This window comes from Arenimonas soli (assembly GCF_014643775.1).
Lineage (GTDB): Bacteria > Pseudomonadota > Gammaproteobacteria > Xanthomonadales > Xanthomonadaceae > Arenimonas > Arenimonas soli.
Genome location: NZ_BMKC01000001.1, coordinates 1,171,963 through 1,190,167 on the forward strand (window position 1 = coordinate 1,171,963; position 18,205 = coordinate 1,190,167).

General features: G+C 66.2%; 17 protein-coding genes and 1 pseudogene. 9 read left to right on the forward strand and 9 right to left on the reverse strand.

Going from position 1 to position 18,205, the window contains the following annotated elements:
• Positions 1 to 7 precede the first annotated feature (7 nt).
• Genes IEX13_RS05690 through IEX13_RS05700 form a run of 3 tightly spaced genes read left to right on the forward strand, consistent with a single transcriptional unit; the run spans position 8 to position 2,394 of the window.
• Positions 8 to 1,240 (forward strand): beta-ketoacyl-ACP synthase, encoded by a 1,233-nt coding sequence (locus tag IEX13_RS05690; RefSeq protein ID WP_188663033.1) that lies wholly within the window; start codon positions 8 to 10, stop codon positions 1,238 to 1,240.
• A gap of 23 nt (positions 1,241 to 1,263) precedes the next feature.
• Entirely contained in the window at positions 1,264 to 1,701 is a 438-nt protein-coding gene (locus IEX13_RS05695) for an excinuclease ATPase subunit (RefSeq protein ID WP_188662101.1), read from the forward strand.
• A gap of 9 nt (positions 1,702 to 1,710) precedes the next feature.
• Entirely contained in the window at positions 1,711 to 2,394 is a 684-nt protein-coding gene (locus tag IEX13_RS05700) for a 4'-phosphopantetheinyl transferase family protein (protein ID WP_188662103.1), read from the forward strand.
• 21 nt (positions 2,395 to 2,415) lie between these two features.
• Here the strand turns inward: IEX13_RS05700 and cueR are convergent, their stop codons facing one another.
• Positions 2,416 to 2,865 carry a Cu(I)-responsive transcriptional regulator gene (gene cueR, locus IEX13_RS05705; RefSeq protein WP_188662105.1) on the reverse strand — a complete coding sequence of 150 codons (450 nt, stop codon included), beginning with the start codon at positions 2,863 to 2,865 and terminating at the stop codon, positions 2,416 to 2,418.
• 15 nt (positions 2,866 to 2,880) lie between these two features.
• Entirely contained in the window at positions 2,881 to 5,340 is a 2,460-nt protein-coding gene (locus IEX13_RS05710) for a heavy metal translocating P-type ATPase (RefSeq protein ID WP_188662107.1), read from the reverse strand.
• Positions 5,341 to 5,506: 166 nt separating this feature from the next.
• Between IEX13_RS05710 and IEX13_RS05715 the strand changes: the two genes are divergently transcribed.
• Positions 5,507 to 5,761, forward strand: coding sequence for a heavy-metal-associated domain-containing protein (locus IEX13_RS05715; protein ID WP_188662109.1), 255 nt, complete (start codon positions 5,507 to 5,509; stop codon positions 5,759 to 5,761).
• A gap of 63 nt (positions 5,762 to 5,824) precedes the next feature.
• On the forward strand, positions 5,825 to 6,151 hold the full coding sequence (locus IEX13_RS05720; RefSeq protein WP_188662111.1) for an antibiotic biosynthesis monooxygenase family protein: 327 nt from the start codon (positions 5,825 to 5,827) through the stop codon (positions 6,149 to 6,151).
• A gap of 125 nt (positions 6,152 to 6,276) precedes the next feature.
• Here IEX13_RS05720 and IEX13_RS05725 read toward each other — a convergent pair whose 3' ends face one another.
• From IEX13_RS05725 to IEX13_RS05750, 6 genes are all read right to left on the reverse strand, one after another.
• Positions 6,277 to 6,768, reverse strand: coding sequence for a DUF411 domain-containing protein (locus IEX13_RS05725; protein WP_188662113.1), 492 nt, complete (start codon positions 6,766 to 6,768; stop codon positions 6,277 to 6,279).
• Between the two features lie 15 nt (positions 6,769 to 6,783).
• Complete coding sequence (locus IEX13_RS05730; protein ID WP_229668464.1) at positions 6,784 to 8,091, reverse strand: multicopper oxidase family protein; 1,308 nt, start codon at positions 8,089 to 8,091, stop codon at positions 6,784 to 6,786.
• Positions 8,088 to 9,791: a TolC family protein gene (locus IEX13_RS05735; protein WP_188662115.1), complete on the reverse strand. Its 1,704-nt coding sequence runs from the start codon at positions 9,789 to 9,791 to the stop codon at positions 8,088 to 8,090. The genes IEX13_RS05730 and IEX13_RS05735 overlap by 4 nt, the downstream gene beginning before the upstream one ends.
• Before the next feature lie 89 nt (positions 9,792 to 9,880).
• Positions 9,881 to 10,231: a CopL family metal-binding regulatory protein gene (locus IEX13_RS05740; RefSeq protein ID WP_188662117.1), complete on the reverse strand. Its 351-nt coding sequence runs from the start codon at positions 10,229 to 10,231 to the stop codon at positions 9,881 to 9,883.
• A 58-nt stretch (positions 10,232 to 10,289) separates the two neighbouring features.
• Positions 10,290 to 11,309: an SRPBCC family protein gene (locus IEX13_RS05745; RefSeq protein WP_188662119.1), complete on the reverse strand. Its 1,020-nt coding sequence runs from the start codon at positions 11,307 to 11,309 to the stop codon at positions 10,290 to 10,292.
• Entirely contained in the window at positions 11,306 to 12,280 is a 975-nt protein-coding gene (locus IEX13_RS05750) for an acyl-CoA desaturase (RefSeq protein ID WP_188662121.1), read from the reverse strand. Before IEX13_RS05750 ends, IEX13_RS05745 begins: the two co-directional genes overlap by 4 nt.
• Positions 12,281 to 12,372: 92 nt before the next feature.
• Here IEX13_RS05750 and IEX13_RS05755 point away from each other — a divergent pair, with 92 nt between their 5' ends.
• The 4 genes from IEX13_RS05755 (at position 12,373) to IEX13_RS05770 (ending at position 17,957) form a co-directional block, all read left to right on the forward strand.
• Positions 12,373 to 13,029, forward strand: a complete 657-nt coding sequence (locus IEX13_RS05755; protein WP_229668465.1) for a VC1465 family Xer recombination activation factor — start codon at positions 12,373 to 12,375, stop codon at positions 13,027 to 13,029.
• A gap of 1,490 nt (positions 13,030 to 14,519) precedes the next feature.
• On the forward strand, positions 14,520 to 15,350 hold the full coding sequence (locus IEX13_RS05760; RefSeq protein WP_229668466.1) for an alpha/beta hydrolase family protein: 831 nt from the start codon (positions 14,520 to 14,522) through the stop codon (positions 15,348 to 15,350).
• A gap of 477 nt (positions 15,351 to 15,827) precedes the next feature.
• The gene (locus IEX13_RS05765) at positions 15,828 to 17,378 is read left to right on the forward strand and encodes a diguanylate cyclase domain-containing protein (protein ID WP_188662123.1); all 1,551 of its coding nucleotides are present in this window, start codon (positions 15,828 to 15,830) and stop codon (positions 17,376 to 17,378) included.
• Positions 17,379 to 17,402: 24 nt separating this feature from the next.
• A complete protein-coding gene (locus tag IEX13_RS05770) occupies positions 17,403 to 17,957 on the forward strand; it encodes a DUF2058 domain-containing protein (protein ID WP_188662124.1) in 555 nt (184 codons plus the stop codon).
• Positions 17,958 to 18,026: 69 nt separating this feature from the next.
• On the opposite strand, the pseudogene IEX13_RS05775 reads toward IEX13_RS05770, so the two are convergent.
• A pseudogene (locus IEX13_RS05775) lies at positions 18,027 to 18,197 on the reverse strand (HupB); the annotation flags it as partial.
• Positions 18,198 to 18,205: the final 8 nt, after the last annotated feature.

The window sequence follows — 18,205 nt, forward strand, 5'->3', positions numbered from 1 at the left end:
GCACACCATGGACCACCGCGTGGTCGTGACCGGCCGCGGCGCGATCAGCCCGCTGGGCCACGACTGGCCGTCGGTGCTGGCGCACCTGAAGTCGGGCCGCAACGCCGTGCAGCGCTTCGACGACTGGGGCAAGTACCGTGGCCTCAACACCCGCCTGGGCGTGCCGGCCGCCGACTTCGAGCTGCCCGCGCACTACAACCGCAAGACCACGCGCAGCATGGGGCGGGTGGCGCTGCTGGCGACGCTGGCGAGCGAACGGGCGCTGGCCGATGCCGGCCTGCTGGGCGACCCGCTGCTGCAGTCGGGCAAGGTCGGCATCTCCTACGGCAGCTCCGCCGGCACGCCGTCGTCGATGAGCGACTTCGGCCGCATGCTGGCCGAGCTCAACACGCAGTACATCAACGCCACCACCTACATCAAGATGATGAGCCACACCGCGCCGGTGAACATGGGAGTGTTCTTCGGCATCACCGGCCGCATCGTCACCACGTCCAGCGCCTGCACCTCGGGCAGCCAGGGCATCGGCTACGCCTACGAAGCCATTCGCGCCGGCAGGCAGGTGGCCATGCTGGCCGGCGGCTCCGAAGAACTGGACGTCACCGCCGCCACCGTCTTCGACACGCTGTTCGCCACCAGCAACGCCAACGACACCCCGGAGCTGACGCCGCGCCCCTTCGACGCCGACCGCGACGGCCTGGTGGTGGGCGAGGGCGCCTGCACCCTGGTGCTGGAAGACCTGGAACACGCCCGGGCCCGCGGCGCCCGCATCCACGCCGAGATCGTCGGCTTCGGCACCAACAGCGACGGCCAGCACGTCACCCAGCCCAACGCCGCAACCATGGCCGAAGCGATGCGTTTGGCCCTGGACGATGCCGGGCTGGCACCGGACGCCATCGGCTACGTCAACGCCCACGGCACCGCCACCGGCCACGGCGACATCGCCGAAACCACCGCCACCAACGACGTATTCGGCGAGCGCATGCCGATCAGTTCACTCAAGAGCTACACCGGCCACACCCTCGGTGCCTGCGGCGCGCTCGAGGCCTGGGTCACGCTCGAGATGATGCGCGAGGGCTGGTTCCACCCGACCCTGAATCTTCGCAACGTCGACCCGCGCTGCGGCCGGCTCGACTACATCACCGGCAACGGCCGCCTGCTGGAAACCGACTACGCGATGAGCAACAACTTCGCCTTCGGCGGCATCAACACCTCGCTGGTGCTGCGCCGCTGGCACGACTGACCAACCACAGGAGACCCCGCCTGATGAAGCTGCTCGCCCCGATGTTCCTGCTCGCCGCCCTGGCCACCACGACCGCCGAGGCGCGGGATTCGCGCCTGCACCTGGACTTCGCCGAAGCCGTGAAGTCGGGGCTGGCCGACGGCACGCTCGATGGATCGGTCAGTTTCCACCTGGCTGGCGCGGCCACCCCGGCCATCAGCAAGCGGCACGGCGCGGCCAACTCCAACCGCAAGACCAATGCGCTCAACAAGAGCGACCAAGAAGCCTGCCGCTGGGTGCTGATGAGCGTGCTGGTGGCGATGCAGGACCAGGCGCGTTCGCAGGGTGCCAACGCGGTGGTGGACATCACCAGCAACTACAAGAAGCAGGAATTCTCCAGCCCCACGCAGTACGAATGCGCGGCCGGGGCGATCATGGCCGGCGTGGCCCTCAAGGGCACCTACGCCACGGTTTCGCGCTGATTCCGCGCAATGGCCGACTGCCACGTCGAACTGGCCGCGCTGGAAGCGATCGAGTCGCTGGCCACGGTTGGCCTCGACTGGCTGGTCGCCGACGAGCGCGAGCGACTGGACAAGATCACGGCGCCGCTGCGGCGGCGCCAGTTCCTGGCCGGGCACTGGCTGGTGCGCGACCTGGCCGCACGCTGCCGGGGCGGCGCGGCCGCCGACTGGCAATTGCAGAACGACGAACGGGGCCAGCCGTCGCTCCGCCATCGCAAGCTTCGCCTGTCGGCGTCGATAAGCCACAGCGGCGGCTTCGTCGCTGTCGCCGTGGCGAACCAGCCGGTGGGCCTGGACCTGGAATACCCCGGCCGCCCGCGCGACCTGGCGGCACTGGCCGGCTTCACGTTTTCGCCGGAAGAGTGTCTTGGCCTCGAAAACGCTCCGGCCGACCAGCGGGTCCGGCAGTTCCTGTCCACCTGGAGCCTGAAGGAAGCCTTCGGCAAACGAAGCGGGGAAGGCCTGCAGCCATCACGCGCCCGGCGCATGCAGGCGCGCGAAGCCGACCCCGCCTCCGCCGAAGCCTGGCTGTGGGACCTGCCGGGGCAAGGCGTGCTGGCGCTGGCCGCCTGGCCCGGCGCCCGGATCAGCGTGCAGGCCGCCCAGGCGCTTCCCGCGCCCGGTGCCTGGCGCTACGAGAACCTGCCAGCCTGACCCCGCCCCGGCGACAGGCCCCTACATTTCCCCGGCCGCCAGGTCGTCGAGAATAGGGCAGTCGGGGCGATCGTCGCCGTGGCAATGTTGCGCCAGTCTTTCGAGCGTGCGCTGCATCGCCTGCATCTCGGCGATCCGCTGGGACAGGTCCCGTGCGTGCACCAGCGCCAGCTGCTTGACCTCCGCGCTGCTGCGCCCCGGGTTGGACCACAGGCCGAGCAGCTGCTCGATCTGCTTCATGGAAAACCCCAGCGTGCGTGCGCGCTTGATGAAACGCAGGCGATGCAGGTCGGCGTCGTTGTACAGCCGGTAATTGGCGAACGTGCGGCTGGCCGGCGGGATAAGACCGGTGGATTCGTAGTGCCGGATCATCTTCGCCGACACGCCGGTCAGGGCCGAGGCCTCGCCGATGTTGTGCAGGCCCTGGCCCTTGGCCTCGGAAAGTTCAGGACGAATGACGTGACGTGACATGGTCGTCTCCCGGGATCAGTGGTGCGCATGCGGCGACCAGCGCCGCAGCAGCAGGGTGTTGGACACGACGCTGACGCTCGACAGTGCCATGGCGGCGCCAGCGACGACGGGATCGAGCAGGCCAGCCGCGGCCAGCGGGATGCCGACGACGTTGTAGATGAAGGCCCAGAACAGGTTCTGGTGGATCTTGCGGGTGGTGCGGCGGGACACGTCGATGGCGTCGGCAACCAGGCGCGGGTCGCCGCGCATCAGGGTGATGCCGGCGGCGTGCATGGCGACATCGGTGCCGCCGCCCATGGCGAAGCCCACGGCCGCCGCGGCCAGCGCCGGGGCGTCATTGACGCCGTCGCCGACCATGCCCACGGGGCCGTCGGCGGAAAGCTCGCGCACCACGTCGGCCTTGTCGGCGGGCAGCACGTCGGCGCGCACGTCGGACGGATCCATGCCCAGCGCCGCGGCGACGGCGCGGGCGGCGCCGGCGTTGTCGCCGGACACCATGACCGAGCGGATGCCCTGTTCCTTGAGCAGGGAAATCGCCTCGGCGGCTTCCGGGCGCGGCGGGTCACCGAAGGCCAGCAGGCCGACCAGGCGCAATGACTGCCTGGTGCCGGCGGCCAGCCATGACACCGAGTGCCCCTGGCTGGCCTGTTCGTCGCCGACTTGCGCCAACACGCCGGGTTCGACGCCCAGCTCCTGCATCAGCCGTGCGCTGCCCAGCACGACGTGTTCGCCGGCCACCGCGCCTTCGATGCCGCGACCCTGCAGCACCGCTGTATCCACCGCCGGTGCCGGCAGATCACCGCGGGCCGATGCCGCTTCCAGCACGGCGCGGGCCAGGGGATGTTCGCTTCCCTGCTGCAGGGCGGCGGCCAGCGACAGCAGGCGGCTGTCGTCGCCGTCCACGGCCTGCAGCGCCGCCAGCTTCGGCGCACCCAGGGTGAGCGTTCCGGTCTTGTCGAAGGCGATCGTGCGCAGGCCGCGGGTGGTTTCCAGCGCCTCGGCGTCCTTGATCAGGATGCCGGCCTTGGCCGCGACGCCGGTGCCGGCCATGATCGCCGTCGGCGTGGCCAGGCCCAGCGCACAGGGGCAGGCGATGACCAGCACGGCGACGGCGTTGAGCACGGCGTTGGTCCAGTCGCCGGTGGCCAGGCCCCAGCCCAGCAGCGTGGCCAGCGCGATCAGCACCACCACCGGCACGAACACCGCGCTGACGCGATCGACGATGCGCTGGATCGGCGCCTTCTTGGCCTGGGCGTCTTCGACCAGGCGGATGATGCGCGCCAGCGCCGATTCGGCGCCGACCGCGGTCGTGCGCACGAGCAGGCGACCTTCGCCATTGACGGCGCCACCGGTGATCCGGTCACCGAATTCCTTCGGGACCGGCAGCGATTCGCCGCTGATCAGGGATTCGTCGGCGTGGCTGCGGCCTTCGAGCACTTCGCCGTCCACGGGGAAACGTTCACCCGGCAGCACGACGACGGCATCGCCGACGCGCACCTGCGACACGGGCATTTGCGTTTCGCGCCCGTCCGGCTGGCGCACGCGAGCGGTCGTCGGCCGCAGCGCCTGCAGCGCCCGGATCGCTTCGGTGGTCTGGCGCTTGGCGCGGGCCTCGAGCCACTTGCCCATCAGGATCAGCGTGATGATCACCGCCGAGGCCTCGAAATACAGCGGTGGTTCGCCGTGGTGCGGCTGGGTGAAGATCAGGTGGTAAACCGACAGGCCGTAGCCGGCGCTGGTGCCCAGCGCGACCAGCAGGTCCATGTTGCCGGTGCGGGCCTTGAGGGCTTTCCAGGCCGCCTTGTAGAAGCGCGCACCCAACCAGAACTGCACCGGCGTCGCCAGCGCCAGCTGCCACCAGCCCGGCAGCGCCCAGTGCGCGTCGAAGGCCATGCCAACCATGGGCAGCGCCAGTGGCAGGGAGAGCAGGGCGGCGATGATCAGGTGCCGGCGTTCGCGGTCGGCCGCCTGCGCCTGCGGCGTCGCCGGCGCCGCGGCATCGTCGGGTACGCTGCTGGCCGCCTGGGGATCGTCGGCCGCGATGGAGTAGCCGGCGCCGGCGATGGCGTCCACCAGCGATTCACGGGAGGTCCCGGGCAGGACCTGGATGCGCGCGGTTTCCGTGGCGAGGTTCACGCTGGCCGATTGCACGCCCGGCACCCGCGCCAGGGCCTTCTCGACCCGACCCACGCACGACGCGCAGGTCATGCCGAGGATCGCCATGGAAATCTCCTCGATGGCCACGCCGTAGCCCGCCTTTTCCACGGCGGTGGCAAGGGCGGCGGCCGGGGTGCTGCCGTCGGTGGCGACGGTGGCTGTCTCCGTGGCGAGATTGACGCTGGCGGACTGTACGCCCGGCACCTGGGCCAGGGCCTTTTCAACCCGGCCCACGCATGAGGCACAGGTTATGCCGGTCACGCCAAACCGGAAGTGCGACGCGGCGTCGATGGGGGGGCTGGGCAACATCGTGTTCATGGCAGGGCTCCTGCAAGGGGTGGATGCAGGCTGGGGCTTCCCATCATGGCAAGGTCAACCGACTTGTCCAGTGGCTCGACAGGCACCTTGACCTTGCCCCCGGGGCAATCCGGACGATGCGGCCGTACCGGCCCCCGGCCGGCTCCCACAAACACTGGAGAACGCCATGAAATTCAATGTCAGCCCACTCACTTGCGGCCGCTGCGTCATCACCATCACGCAGGCCCTGCTGGCCGTGGACCCGGATGCCCGGGTGACGGTCAACCTGGCGGCCGGCACCGTCGACTTCGACGGCGGCCTGGACGCCGCCGCGGTAGCCGCGACCCTCGCCCCACACGGCTACAGTGCGGTTCCTGCCGACGGCCTGGCCGATCCGGGTCAGGCAATCGTCGACCACTGCTGCGGCACCTGCCACGTCTGATCCCTTCGCGCTGCGCTGCGCCAGGTTTATCCTGCGCGCAGCCGGCGCCCAACCGAGACGACCATGTACATCGCAGCGTTCCATTGGCTACCCGCCCAGTACGACGACCAGTTCCACCAGCTCAACGCACAGATCGACGCTGTCGCGCGCGCCAACCCGGGTTTCGTCGGTGCCGAGTCCTGGCAGAGCGGCGACGGCGCACGTCGATGCGCAACTTACTATTGGCGCGACCTCGACTCGCTCCAGGCCTTCGCAACCGATCCCGCCCACCTTCAGGCCAAGCGCCAGTACGCGCGCTGGTATGCGGGCTACCAGATCGTCATCTCCGAAGTCGTGCGCAGCTACGGCGACGGGCGCATGCCGCACCTGGCCGCGGACACCGCCGGCTGACGCCACCATCGCCGCGACGCAATCGCTGCCGATGCTCGGCCGCCTGCCGGGCTGCCGGGGCGTGTAGTTCCTGGGCGACGGAACCGGGGACGGGTGCTGAGTTCCTGGACCGCCAAGCCCGCGTCTCAGCCGCCGTGGCTGGAGAACGCCTTGGCTTTGCCGTCGGGCGTGATCAGCTCGACGGTGTAAGGCTGCACGCGTCCGTCCGGCATTTCCATGCCGGGCGAACCAGCCGGCATACCCGGCACGGTCAGCCCGCGGGCCTCGGGACGCTCACGCAGCAGGCGCTTGACGTCGTCGGCCGGCACATGGCCCTCGACGAAGTACCCGTCCACTTCGGCGGTATGGCAGGAGCCCTTGGCCGGCGGAATCCCGACGCGCTGCTTCACCGGACCCAGGTCCTCGGCCTCGACGACCTTCACTTCGAACCCTTCAGCACGCATGTGGTCCACCCACAGCTTGCAGCAGCCGCAGTAGGGGCTCTTGTGCACGGTGACCAGGGGCAGGCTGTTGTCCACCGGGCTGGCGTTGGCGGGCGTCTTGGCGGCCGTTTGCGCGGCCAGCGGCGCGGCGAAAAGCAGCGCGACCAAGGCGAGGGTAGTGGCGAAAATCTTCATGGGTGTTTCTCCTTCTCAGGTGTTCTTGCGGCGCACGGGGGCGCCGAACGAGGGATCGTTGCTGACGCGGCGGGCGACCGTGCCGGGCGGGTTGGCGTACCAGCCCGGGTCGCTGAAATCGCCGGGCGCGATGTCGTCGCGCACCTTGACCACGGTGAACATGCCGCCCATTTCGATGTTCCCGAACGGGCCCTTGCCGGCCATCATCGCCAGCGTGTTCTCGGGGCCCTTCATGTGGCCGCTGTCGGTGTGTTCCTGGTGTTCGGACATACCGTGCTGGCCCATGGCCATGTAACCCGGGAGCATCTTGCGGATCTTTTGCTCGACGCCGGACTGGTCCACGCCCTGGGTGTTGGGGATTTCGTGGCCCATGGGCCCCATGGTGTGGTGGGACATGTGGCAGTGGAAGGCCCAGTCACCGGGCACGGCGGTGAATTCGATGTCGCGCATCTGGCCGACGCCGATGATTTCGGTCACTTCCCGGCGCCACTGCGCCTTCGGCCAGCGGCCGCCGTCGCTGCCGGTCACCTCGAACTGCACGCCGTGCAAGTGGATCGGGTGGTTCCACATGCTCAGGTTGCCCACGCGGATGCGCACGCGTTCACCGGTGCGCGCCACCATGGGTTCGATCGCCGGGAAGACCTTGGAATTGAAGGTCCACAGGTCGAAGTCCTGCATCACCGACGGGTCCGGGCGGTAGGTGCCCGGGTGCAGGGCGAAGTTGTGCAGCAGCAACGCGTAGTCGCGATCGACATGGTCCCCGCCGCGCGGATGGATGATCAGCAGGCCCATCATGCCCATCGCCAGCTGCACCATTTCGTCGGCGTGCGGGTGGTACATGTGGGTGCCGTGCTGGACCAGGTCGAACTCGTAGGCGAAGGTCTCGCCGGGCTGGATCTGCGGCTGCGACAGGCCACCGACGCCGTCCATGCCGCTGGGCAGGATCAGGCCGTGCCAGTGGATGGTGGTGGCTTCCTTGAGGCGGTTGGTGACGTAGATGCGCACGCGGTCGCCTTGCACCGCTTCGATGGTCGGACCGGGCGTGGAGCCGTTGTAACCCCAGACCACGGCCTTGGAGCCCGGCGCGAACTCGTGTTCGAACTCTTCGGCGACCAGGTGGAATTCCTTCACGCCGCCGTTCATGCGGTGGGGCAGGGACCAGCCATTGAGGGTGCGCACCTTGCCGTGGGCCCGACGCGCCGGCGGCGCGCTTTCGGTCGCCGTGCGCGCGGCCGGCGCGGTCTGGGCGAGGGCGGGCAGGGCGGCGGCACCGGCCAGGCCGGCACCGGCGCCGATCAGCAGCTTGCGTCGGGACAGGCTCATGGAATGGCTCCGTGGTGGTGGTCGTGTTGATCGGATGGCGCTTCGTCGTCGGACTTTTCGGGCACGTCGGCGGGCTCCGGGTCCGCCGGCATGTCGTGACCGGAGTGGTCCATGCCTTCGTGCATCGAATGATCCGCTTCTTCCGCTTCGGCGGGCTTGGCGGCCTTGTGCATCGAATGGTCCATGCCTTCGTGCATCGAGTGGTCCATTTCTTCCGCGTCGGCGGGCTTGGCGTCCTCGTGCGTAGAGTGATCCATGCCTCCATGCGCCGAGTGGTCCATGGCCGGCGCTTCCCCCGGGCCGAGGATTTCTTCCAGCGACGGCGTGCGGGCCTCGATGCCGGCGTCGCTGGGCAGGCGCCGGCCGACCAGGCGGGCCAGCTCGACGCGGGCCAGCCAGTAGTCGCGCACGGCTTCCAGGTAGGCCTGGTAGGCATCGTATTCGGCGACCTTGGCCTGGATAAGCTCGAACACGCCGATCAGCATGAAGTTCTGGCGCTCCTGCTGGCGCGCCACGATGGCCTCGCGCTGGGGAACCAGCGCCTGGCGGTGGATGTCCACCACGTCGCGAAGCGCGGCCACGGTCTGCGCACCCATGCGCACGCCGTTGTCGGCCGCCAGCTCGGCCTGCTGCACGCGCGCCAGCGCTTCCATCAGCCGGGCTTCGGCACGGGCCAGCTTGGCCTGGCCCTGGTTGAAGATCGGCAGCTCCAGCGAAATTTCCGGGCCCTGCAGGCGGGCGCCGTCGGCTTCACGTTCACGCTCGTAGCCGATTTCGCTGCCGCCGAACCAGCGCAGCTTGCGGGTCAGCCCCAGCGCATCGGCCAGCACCTCGGCCTCGGCGCGTGCGGCCAGGACGCCGAGGTTGCCGTCGCCGGCCAGTCGGGCGAGCTGCTCCGGGTCATCTTCCGCCGGAACCGGCAGCGGCAGCGAATCGCTGGCTTCCCAGTTTGTTTCTTCGCCGCGCAGGCCCAGCAGGGTGTGCAGCGCGAGGCGGTGGCGACCCGCGTCGGCGCGTGCCTGCAGGGCTTCGATGTAGGCCTGGCTGGCGGCGGCCTGTTCCTGCGCCAGTTGCAGGGCGCTGATGTTGCCGGCGGCGTGGAAACGCCCGGCCAGTTCGGCGCTGGCTTCGGCCGCTTCGCTGACCGCCTCGCGCATGCCCGCGACCTGGCGGGCGGTGACGTAGGCGTACCAGGCCGCTTCGACGTCGGCGACGGTGTCGAGCACCGCGCCGGCCACGTCGTAGCGCGCGCGGTCGTAATCGGTGGCGGCCAGTCGCGCCTTGGCAGGCAGCAGCAGCAGGTCCAGCAGCGGCATCGACAGGCCGGTCGTGCGGTTGTGGCCGCCGCCGTCGATCGACATGCGCTGGAAGGACAGGCGCGGGTTCTCGATCTCCACCGCTTCCAGCACCTCGGCGCGGGCCAGGCCCAGCCGGGCGTAGTGTTCGCGCAGGCGCGGGCTGCGCAGCATCGCCACGCGGGTGGCGGCGTCGAGGGTCATGGGCTCGGAGAGCCAACGCTCGAGGCTTTCGGCCTCTTCGTCGGTGCCGGCCACGGCCGACCAATCAACGGCGGGGCCGCCGCGTTCGGCAAGCAATTCGGTGATGTCCGCGTTGCGCGGCTGCGGCGACAGCGAGGCGCAGCCGGCAAGCGCGGATGTCAGGACCAGCGCCAGCAGGGCGCGGGAAGGCAGGGTGATCATGGAAATCTCCGAAAACGTCCCGGGAAGGGACCTTGCCCGGTATCAGCCGGGCGGCAGCAGGCGCGGCGGACGGGTGCCCGCCAGGGGCCTCAGGCGATCGGAGGTCGGGTAGCTGGCAGTGTCCGTGCCGGCGCGTGGCTGGCCGTGGCCAGCGGTGCGAGCCGGGAACCGGATACCAGGGGTGCCAGCTGGCGCAAGACCATCACGCTGGCCGTGGTGTGCTGCAGGCAGTCGCAGCGGCACTCGCCTTCGTCGCAGCAGTCGCCGTGGCCGGCAACTTCAGGGGCCGCATCGAGCAGTTCGCCGTCCATGCCATGGCAGGGCGCCTGCATCGCCGTCTGGGGTTCCGGATGCATGTCCTGGGCAAATCCGGGCGCCACGCCGCCGGCCACGAGGGCCAGGGCGAGCAACAGACGGCTCAGGACGCGGAACAGGGGCATGGGCGCGAGTTTACACCGGACAGGTGGAGCAAGCGTGAGCCTTGCCCCCGGGGCAAGGTCAAGCCGGCCCCGCATCGCCCGCCTGTTCGCTGCGCTGGCGATAGAAGTCCAGGATCACTTCGCTGAAATCCCCGATCAGCCAGCGGGCGATAGGCTGCGCGTACCAGTCGAAGGACGTGCTGACGCGGTACTGCATGTCGATCTCGAGCAGGGTCTGCCCGCCCCGGGGGGTCAGCGTGTAGGTCGTGCCCACGAGGTCGAAATAGTGGCCGCCGATGCGCACGTGGTCATCGAGGGCACCCGGCGGCACGGAATCGGGCGCAAAGCGGTACTGCCACTGCACGCGACGACCCGGCTCCCAGTCCCGGGCCACCTGGGTGAAATGGATGCCCTTGCCCATGCGCACGTCGCGCACCAGGCCCTCGGGCGTTTCTTCAGTGACCCCGGCCAGCGGCATCGGCACGCCAATGCGGTACATCCACGCATCTTCGACTTCAGCCGGGGCGATGGCGTCGGCATCCATGAGGTGTCGCCAAACCTGTTCCGCCGGAGCCTGGACCAGCACTTCGCGCTGCACGCTCAGCAGTGGATCGTTGTTCGGTGCCGGCGTGCCCACGAAGGCACCCAGCACCAGGGGCAGGGCGGCCACGCTGTATACCGTGCCCCTGGGCCAGTTGGTCAGGCGACACACCAGGCCCATCAAGAGTCCGCCCAAAGCGCCAAACAGCGAGAACAGCGGGAAGATGACGATGGCGCAGATGATGCCTTCGAACAGCGTGACCAGGCTGCCAAGCACATACATGACATTGGCAAAGACCGACGCCCAGGCGTAGTAGCCCCAGCTTCGCCGATGGCTGCGCTCGGCCACGTAGACGGTGACCATGCCCACCACGAAGGGCGAGAGATAGATAAAGGACGCCATCATCGCCGAGTAGCGCCCGCCCGGATCGCCCATGTAGACCAGGCGGATAAGCAACCCGGCGAGGGCACCGCAAACCAGCGGCCACCAGAACGAGTAGGGCATGGACCTGGCCGTGGGCGACGGCGGGAAGATTTCGTCGTACTTGGGGGAGTTCATTCAGTGAACAGGACCTTGGAAGGATAGGGGTGGCCGCCTGCCGGCAACCGGCGAAGTTCCGGTCGCGGCAAAAGGTCGGCGGGAAGCCGCAGCTGCGAAACGAGACCGAGCCGTCGCAGGCCGCAAAGGGCCCACCAGCCCGGGTCCCATTCGCCGGGATACAGGCCCAGCCGCGAAGAACCGGGAAACGCGTGGTGGTTGTTGTGCCAGCACTCACCCATGGTCAGCAGCGAGGCCAGTGGCACGTTGTGTCCCTGGACCGCGGCGCCGACGACTTCGTGGTGCATCCGGCCATGGTTGTGCGCGAAATAGCCCACCAGCCAGTGCCCGAAGACCCCGGCCGTGACCCGGGCGCACACGCCCCAGAACACGAAACCCCAGCCGCCGACCGCGAAGAGCAGCAGCGCCACGACCACGTGTTGCCACATCCAGGTGCGTTCCAGGAAACGAAGGAATGCGTCGTCGCTGATTCGAGCTTCGATTTCGATCCGCGGCGGGTCTTCAAGGCGAAGTTCGCAATGCAGCTGCCACCAGGCATCCACCAGGAACGAACGGCGGTGGGCCAGGAAGTCGTGGCAGTCAGGCAGGCGCTGGGCGAAGTCGCGCAGGTCGTGGGTACGGACCATGGACAACGGACCAGCCAGCCCGACTTGCGTGCCGAACCAGACCAGCAGGTACTCCAGCCAGCGCGGGCAGTCGAAGCTGTCGTGCACCAGCTTGCGGTGCATGCCCAGCGAGTGGCCCAGCAGCAAAACCGTGGCGGTGCTGGCCACGAACAGCACGAAAGCAGACCAGCTGAAGGTCAATGCGCCGCCAACCACGGCCCCCAGCGCCATGCCCGAAAACCAGAGTGAGCGCACCGGCTCCCAGTGCACGCGACCCTGGCTGACACTGCGCACGGCAGCGATGGCGTCCTGGGACAGCCTGACCCGGTGGTCGCTCAGGCTAGGGGGCAACGCGTCGGAAGGCATGGCACCCCGGAGGCGGGCAGGAAGGCAGGGACGCTCAGGATAGACGCAGGCCGGCTAAAGCCCCTAGTATCAGACTTGACATAATATACATTATGCGCAGTAAACGAGGTAGGCTCTCCCGAGCCGGCTACGCCGCCAAAGGCCCCAGAACCCGCGCCGTGACTGCTTCCCGCTTCCGTGAGGCTCGTTCGACCTGCTGCCTGTCCGTGCCGGCTGCGGCGAAACTTCTTCGGGTCACCGAACGCACGTTACAGAATTGGGAGTCGGACCGCGTCCGCATCCCGTACGCCGCCTACAAGCTCATGCGCGTGCTTCGGGGCCACGAACTGACCGACCCGGCGTGGCGAGGCTTCCGCGTGGTCGGCAATACCCTGTGGACGCCTGAGGGCCACGCGTTCCGACCCGGCCACATGACCTGGTGGTCGTTGACGTGCCGGATGGCCGACGAATTCAGGGCCAGGGCGCGGGCCCGGGCGGCTTGCGAGCCTACCCGTTCCGAGATAGTGTCGAGTGGCGCTGCTGCTGGCCCGGTGAATCGTCCCGACCCAGCTCAATACCCCCCGCCCACGGGGGTGTTAGAACCGCCGCAACCTTCCCGCCCAACTGTTACCCCCCCGCCAGCGGGGGTGTCGATCGTGCCTGCTCGTTGCCGTCGAACCCCGTCCAGTAATCACGGGGTGAAGAACACGAGGAACGTCAGTGGCGTGGAGCATGCGCAATCCGGCGTGGCTTCGGGGATGAACGCATGAACCCGATGCTGCGAAACCTGGACCGGGTGACCGCCGTGACCCTACTGCGAATCAAGGGCAAGCTCGAGCTCATGCTCGCCGAGGCCCGGATCGAGCAAGTGCGGGCGTCCACGGTCCCGAAGCGGACATCCGTACTCTCGTCAAATGCTTCTAGGATCACCCCGAGTCCGGACGCCCCAGAGCGATGGTGTCCGGGTTTGCTCCGGATTGTTTGTCGGACAAGGTCGGTCCAAACTCCCTCAGAGTCATCGGGTAGCGAGCTGCCAGCCCGTGGAGCGATCCCATGTATAGCTTGACCGCAGCGTCCGCACATCAGGGAGTTAGGCGCCACATCGCCATGCTCAAGCCATGCCTTCTACTGGTTTTGATGTTCGTGCTAGCGGCTTGCGGCGTTTCGTATCACCTTGAGCCCGCACGCTTGACGGTTTCGGGGAGCGAGCTAACCTCGCGCGAGGCCGTGTTAGACGCTTTGAGTCCACTACTTCGCGAGCAGGGCTTTGAAGATCTTGGGACTGATGAACAGATGATCAGTCTCTTGAGAAGGACTCGTGGTTCCGATGACCGTCTCCTTTTCGAGCTTCAGAATCGCTACACATATCTGCATAGAGCTAGAGATCTTCGTGTGGAAGTAATTGATTTCACCGTGCCTGGCATGAGAACTAGTGCGCTTCCATATGATCCCCCTCCTGGCCCCTACTTCGAGCTGAGCATCTACGAAGGCAGGCCGGGTGGGTTCAGTGCCGAAGGAAACGCGTTCGTGTCACTGCTGCAAGACGAACTGGGCCGAACACTTGGAGAACCCGTGGCGATGGTGACCCCGCCACCCGCCTCCAATCCTCGCACTTATTGGGTGACCACCATCGTCAATGCCGTGACCACGGTGGTTTGGTGGACGGTCGTCTTTTTGGTAACCATATTTCTATGCGCGGTCCTAGCCCGAATCGCCTTAAGGCGCGCCCCCATCTCACGTGCGGCCAAACGCGGCATATTCGTTCTTGCAGGGACCTGGCTTGCCGCGCCGCTTCCATTTCCTGCGGCTTCAATCTTAGTAGTTATGCTTCCAAACTTCTTCGCGTTTCCTTGGACCGACATTGAGTACTATCAGCGAGTCGGGTCCGTAGCGGCGCTCTCATTTCCAATTGCTTTTCTGCTATGCACGCAGATCGCAGTTTGGGTCTTCCCGGGAGCACCGGGCTCGACAAGCAGAGAGCATCGCGGGAGGACCAGTTGACTCGGCCTAACCAATCCTTCAAGCCGACGCCTTCGGCGCGGCTGAATTCAGTGTGTTAGCTGCCCAATGGGAAATTACTATTACTTAGTTGTTCGCAACATCTATAAATCCATTACTGTATTGGGAGTGGTTGTTTTAGTCTAAGCAGATAACTTATCTTTTCTATGGTCTTATTGCGTAAATGAAACTACTAAGGTGTTCTTCAAATATGAAGTCAATAAGCTGTCTATTGTTTTTACTATTTTTTGCGTCAGGCTGCATGACAAAAAGCGAATATCGAAGTCGTGCTCCAAATCAAGCGGAAGACTCTATCTTGGTCAAAGAGATAGTTTTTGAAAGCGAAGGCGTTAAATTAGCAGGGAGCATATATGCCCCGAAAGATGCTCAAGCAGCAGTGGTGTTAGTACATGGTTCTGATCCCGTACCACGTATGACAAAGTTGGCAGAGTTATTAGCCCAAAATGGCTTACTAGTTTTGACGTATGACAAGCGCGGAGTTGGAGAGTCTGGTGGCGTTTATGTTGGACCTCAGGTGGGAACCAACAATATAAGTGTTGATAATTTGACTTTGCTAGCAAAAGACGCAAGTGCAGCGATAAATGTTATTCACCAGCATGACAAAGATTTGCCTATTGGTCTTGTTGGCGCGAGTCAAGCAGGCTGGATTATCCCAATCGCCGCACATAAAAATCCGTTGGTAGAATTTATGGTTCTTTTTAGTAGTCCTACAATCACCACTCTAGAGCAACTTAGATTTCAGTTCTACACCAATAACAGAGAAGATTTTTGGGAAAATCATACTGATGAAGATGCACGTGAGCACACTGAAAATGATCCTGATAAATACCAGTTTAAAGCCACAGATCCGAAAGTTTCTTTGAGTGCTCTAACGGTACCTGGTCTTTGGCTTTTTGGAGAAAAAGATATACAGATTCCTGTCAAAATGTGTATGGAGCAACTTAATGTTCTAAAAGCTCAGGGCAAGCCTTTTGAATATGTCTTGTTCCCATCGCTAGGGCACAATACTAATAAAACAGAACCCCTAGATATTGCGATACATTGGATAAAGCAAAAAGCTCAGAGTCACTAACCCGCAGCGGTAGTTTCGGTTACGGCGGCAAGCTGCGTAAGGTCACAGCTAACAAATGGCTCAAGTCCGACTGCAACTTACTGCGCGCGCCGCAGCAGCTTAGCCGGGCGTTCTGCCTGGCCCCGATGTCCGTTTCTGGCCGCAAGCGGAAGTTCGCACGCCCAGGAGGTACTAGTCGCCGCGGCCCTAGAGGAATGACTCACTCAACACCCGAATCGCTGGTCAGCTCTTTCCGACGCGGAGGTGAGAGTCGACCAGTGCCTGCAAGAGGAAGCGAAGATGTCGGCTACGGGTCGGAAGCGGGCCTCCCCTACCCCCGATAACGTGCCCTAATCACAACTTTGCGCTAGCTCCGAACTCTCCCGCCAGTCCGGTGCCCAGGGAAGGTTTGGCCTGTAAACTGCCCCCATGGCAGGCCCCGAACCCGCTCTTCCAAAGGTACCGGAAGCAACCCGGAGCCCGCTTTGGCTGGGCGCCATGCTGTTGGCGGCGGCGGTCTTGGCTGCCTTCTGGTTCGTCGGCCAGCTTTCAAGCTTCGGTGAATCCCTGGAACACCGCCACGGCGTTGCCGTCGTCAGCACCGCGGCGGCGCTGCTCGACGCCGGAGAAATCGCGGCCTTGCGCGGCGATGCCAGCGACGCCGGTACGCCCGTCCACGAAGCCGTTCGCTCCCGCCTGATTGCCGTCCGGTCGGCCAACCCGGAGTTTCGTTTCGTCTACCTGATGCGGCCTCAAGCCCCAGGTAGCGACCGCTTTGTATTCCTGGCAGACGCCGAGGACCCGGGGTCGCCGGACTATTCAGCGCCTGGCGACGTCTATGACGGACCCTCCGGCTACCTCCGCCAGACCGCGTCCACCGGCGACCCGCAGTTCTCCGAAGCGATTGAGGACCAATGGGGAACCTGGGTCAGCGCCCTCACCCCCATCCACCACGACGGCCGGCTGGTCGCCGTGCTTGGCGTCGACATCGCGCACCAGGAATGGCTGGACGCGCAGGCGCGCTACCGCGGCATGGGCCTGGTCATTTCGGCCCTGGTGCTGTCGCTGATCGCCTTGTTCCTGGTCGGGCTGCAGCTGCAGCGCCGGGCCGGCAACCGGCTGTCGGCCCTAGGCCACCAGCTTGCCGACCGCCTGCACGAACTGGACCGGGCCCAGGAAGGCCTGCGCCTGGCCGACGTCGTGGTCCGGCACACCAGCGAGGCCATCATGGTGCTCGACCCGCAGATGCGGATCCGGCGCGTGAACCCGGCCTATGAAAAGCTCACCGGGCGCCGGGAAGCCGACGTGCTGGGCGGCATGCCTCCCGCTTTCAGGCACGACCCTGCCCTGCACAAGCGCGTTATGGCCGCAGTGTCCGCCGGCGACCATTGGCAGGAAGAAGTCTGGGCTACGCGCGACGACGGTTCGCGCTATCCCGTGGGGGCGCTGGCCGAGGTGGTGCGGGATGACGACGGCCGTATCGAACATTTCATCGTCGTGCTCCAGGACCTGTCGACGCAGAAGGAAATAGAAGACCGCCTGCGCGAACTTTCGGCCACCGATGGCCTGACCCGCATCCCCAACCGCCGGGCCTTCGACGACGGGCTGGCCCGCGAATGGGAACGCGGCATCCGCCAGCAAAGCCAACTGTCGGTGATCATGGCCGACATTGATTTCTTCAAGCGCTACAACGACCAGTACGGCCACGTCGCTGGCGACACCTGCCTGCAGCAGGTGGCGGCGGCGCTCAAGGCCGGCATTCGCCAGGGCGGCGATCTGGTGGCCCGTTACGGCGGCGAGGAGTTCGCCGTGATCCTTCCCGGCGCGGACCCGGCGGCGGCGCGGGCCGTGGCCGAGGCCCTGCGCCGCCGCGTCGAGGAACTGGCCCTGCCCCACGACGGCAACGACGCCGTGGGCGTGGTCACCATCAGCCTGGGCGTGGCCACCGTGACCCCCTCGCACGATGCGGCGCCCACCACCTTGGTGGAAAAGGCCGACCAGCAGCTTTACCGCGCCAAGGCCGGCGGCAGGAACCGCGTCGAGGGCTGAGCGAACGGCGGGTACAATGCCCGCATGGCCAAACCCAATCCCCTGCAGGAACAGTTGCTCAAGGCCGGCCTGGCCAAGAAGTCCAAGATGGCCGAAGTCGCGCGTGCGCAGGACAAGGCGCGCCATGCCAAGGGCAGCAAGGACCCGGACGACATCCGCCGTGAAGCCGAGCGTGTCCGCGAAGAAAAGGTGGCCCGCGACCGTGCCCTCGCCGCCGAGGCCAAGGCCAAGTCGCAGGCTGCCGAACTCAAGGCCCAGGCCCGGCAGATCATCAAGGACAAGAAGCTGCCGCCCGCCGGCGACAGCGAATACCGCTTCACTGCCAACGGCGCCATCCGCACCCTCCTGGTCAACGACGAACTGCGCCGCAAGCTCTCGGCCGGCCACCTGGTCATCGCCCGCCTGGATGACCGCTACGTATTGCTGCCGCGCGCCGCCGGCGACAAGGTTCGCGAGCGCCACGCCAGCCTGATCGTGCTCGACCACGGCCTGGCTGCCGGCAGCCAGGCCGATGCGCCCTCCTCCGAGGACGACGCTTATTACGCGCGGTTCAAGGTGCCCGACGACCTCATCTGGTGAACGCCAGGGGCCAGGCGGCCCGTGCAGGCTGCAAGGGCCGTCGTGCAATTTCCACGCTCAGGATGAACCTTTGCGCCCGGATCCGGACTTCTTGCCGCCGCCGTCTTCCTTGTTGACGGTGGCCCAGGCGCGCTTTTCCGCCTCGTCCTGCGACACACCGCGCTCCTTGTAGCTCTCTTCGATGTGTTCGGCCTTGCGCTTTTGCTTGTCGGTATAGCTGGATTTGTCTCCGCGTGGCATGGCGGACT